Below are 2,409 nucleotides of genomic sequence, written 5' to 3' on the forward strand. Positions count from 1 at the left end.
TTCACCGCCTTGCACCCTGCACCCGCTCCGCAACTGTGTGGCGACACTCATGCCCCAGCAACGACGAACAGGCCAGTAATCTTGCGCGCGATCCTGCGGCTTTCGATTGCGATGCGATCGGCCCGGAAGCCTCCGACGACGAAGGCATGATGCAATTGCCCGGCATCGAACAGGCGGTGGGTGCCCGAGCGTGCGAAGGCCCAGTTTTCCATCGTTGCGCGGTCGGTGACATAGCCCACCAGCCGTCCGTCGGGCTTCAGCAGGCGGCGCATTGCCGCGATCATGCGGCTTTGCGCGTCGCAGAAATAGAGCACGTTGAGCGCCAGGACCGCGTCGAAACTTTCCGTCTCAAGCGCAAGGTCGGCCAGATCGCCATGGAGATACGAGCACGAGTGGCTCAGACCTGCCCGGCGGGCGGCGCGGTTGGCGGCAGCCAGCATGGTCTCAGACCGATCTACGCCAAGGATGCTGCATGCCTGGTCGCGCGCGATCCTGCGGCTCGCCGCGCCGGTACCGCAGCCGATGTCGCAGATCCGCTCACCCGCGCGCGGATCTAGCAGGTCGACCGCCTGCTGCATCGGCCGCCGGTTGGCGACGTCCATCGCGGCGCCCAGCAACGAACCCGCCCAGCCGTGAGGCCGGGCGAGTTGCTCTCCAAAGCTTCGTGCGAGATCCACTGCGCTTCGTTCAGCCCATCTTCTTGAGCAGGGCGTTCACTTCGCGGCGGCGGCCCGCATCCCAGACCGGGCGCGAGGGGTCGTGCGGCGCGCGCAATGCCTTCTGCGCGAACGAGCGCGCGCCCGGGATGTTGCCCTGATCGTAGAGGAAATCCGCGTACCAGTAGTTGGTGTCGAGCCCGTTGGGATCGAGTGCCAGCGCCTCGCGTAGCAACTGGTGGGCCTTCTTCACATCGCCGAAGCCGATCGGCGATCCGGGCACCTTGTAATAGAGCACGCCGAGCGACAACGCCGCCCCGCCATTCGCGGCGCGCGGGTTGATGGCATAGGCCTTGGCGATCAGATCGCGGGCGCGGGTGGCAAGGCCGAGCTTGTGGAAGATGTTGGCGCGGTTGGCTTCCTCGCTCACGACAATCCCTTCCCAGAGCAGCGGCTCGGCCTGGCCGGGATAGTGAGCGACCACGCCGGCTGCCTGCTTTTCAAGCGCGGCGAGTGCCTTGGTCTGGGTGCTGGAACCCTGGACTTCATAGGTGATGTGGGCCCAGGCATCGTTGATTGCCTTCACTTCGTCGGTGATCGCGGCGAACGCCGCCGTCGAAATGCCCAGAGCGGCGACCGCGACCATTGCGGCCGCCTTGATCGAAATGCGGGGTTTCATCCTCCAACTCCTTTCATGTGCTGCGTTCAGCAGAATTCGGCGCGGGCCCGCCTGATTTGCGGGGCCAGGCCAAGATCGATCAGGCGCGGTGCAAGGGCGTTGAGCGCGGCATAGATGCGCTCCATCGCGCCAATCGAAACGGTGTCCCGCCTGGCGAGGATCGCCGAAGCGATCCTCGCTGCGACCCAGTCGGGCTTGTCGGCTTTCATGCCGGTTATCTCGAGGAAGCGGTTGACCCGCGCATTGTTGAAGGCCGTCTTGGCCGCACGCGGACTGATGTGGGTTACGGTCACGCCGCTGCCCGACAGTTCGCGCCGCAGGCCCTGGCTGAGCGCGGCAAGGCCGGCCTTGCTGCTCGAATAGGCGGCGAACCAGGGATAGGGGATCGCGCCAAGGACCGAGCCGATATTGACGATCTGGCCCGTGCCGCGGGCGCGCATCGCCCCGGCGGCGACCCGCGAAAGCTGGGCGGGAACGATCAGGTTGACCTTGTAGCACAGCGCAAGCTGTTCGGCGCTCTGCTCTTCGTGCAGGCCAAAGCTCATCACCCCGGCGACATTGACGAGGATGTCGGGCGGATTGGCGGCCAGGGTCTCGGCAAACCGGGCGACGGCCGCGTCATCGGACAGATCCAGTGCAACCGCATCGTCGCAGGCCGGGCACTGCGCCCGATCGATCCCGGTCACGTGGGCACCCTTGGCGCGCAGCAATTCGGCCAGCGGCGCACCGAGCCCGCCTGCCGCGCCGGTGATCACGACGCGCTTTCCGGTCAGGTCGCCTTCAGGCCGCGACACGGGGATTCTCCAGGTCGACCGAGGCGAAGACGCCGCCGTAAAGGCCGAACATGTCCTTCGCCATCTGCACGATGGCTTGCCGGTCGGCTGCGCTGTCGAGACCGTTCACGAGGTCTGCGAAAAAGCGCATATGTTCCTGATCGAGCGAGCCGTGCGAGGTCAGGTAAGTGAAGGCTTGCGGCGGCAGGCCCAGGTTCTTGGCCACGGCCCCCGCGCCGCGCGTGGCCAGGGCCACGCTGACGCTTTCGAGCACATAGACCATGCCGAAGAACGCCACCGG

The 2,409-nt window shown here is 66.3% G+C and carries 4 protein-coding genes; all 4 read right to left on the reverse strand.

Annotated features, from left to right (window positions below; all coding sequences use genetic code 11):
• Positions 1–47: 47 nt before the first annotated feature.
• Complete coding sequence (locus ACE3SN_RS16770) at positions 48–677, reverse strand: class I SAM-dependent methyltransferase (protein WP_374531968.1); 630 nt, start codon at positions 675–677, stop codon at positions 48–50.
• A gap of 10 nt (positions 678–687) precedes the next feature.
• A complete protein-coding gene (locus ACE3SN_RS16775) occupies positions 688–1,335 on the reverse strand; it encodes a tetratricopeptide repeat protein (RefSeq protein WP_374531970.1) in 648 nt (215 codons plus the stop codon).
• A gap of 26 nt (positions 1,336–1,361) precedes the next feature.
• Positions 1,362–2,129 carry an SDR family NAD(P)-dependent oxidoreductase gene (locus ACE3SN_RS16780; protein WP_374531972.1) on the reverse strand — a complete coding sequence of 256 codons (768 nt, stop codon included), beginning with the start codon at positions 2,127–2,129 and terminating at the stop codon, positions 1,362–1,364.
• On the reverse strand, positions 2,116–2,409 hold a 294-nt coding region (locus ACE3SN_RS16785), incomplete at its 5' end, for an iron-containing redox enzyme family protein (RefSeq protein WP_374531974.1). The genes ACE3SN_RS16780 and ACE3SN_RS16785, both read right to left, overlap by 14 nt.

The sequence above is a fragment of the Novosphingobium sp. genome (assembly GCF_041915465.1).
In the GTDB taxonomy this organism is placed as follows: Bacteria; Pseudomonadota; Alphaproteobacteria; order Sphingomonadales; family Sphingomonadaceae; genus Novosphingobium.

Bases quoted from the DNA above. Each gene is read 5' to 3' on its own strand.
- ACE3SN_RS16775 (WP_374531970.1), bottom strand. From the start codon at position 1,335: ATGAAACCCCGCATTTCGATCAAGGCGGCCGCAATGGTCGCGGTCGCC.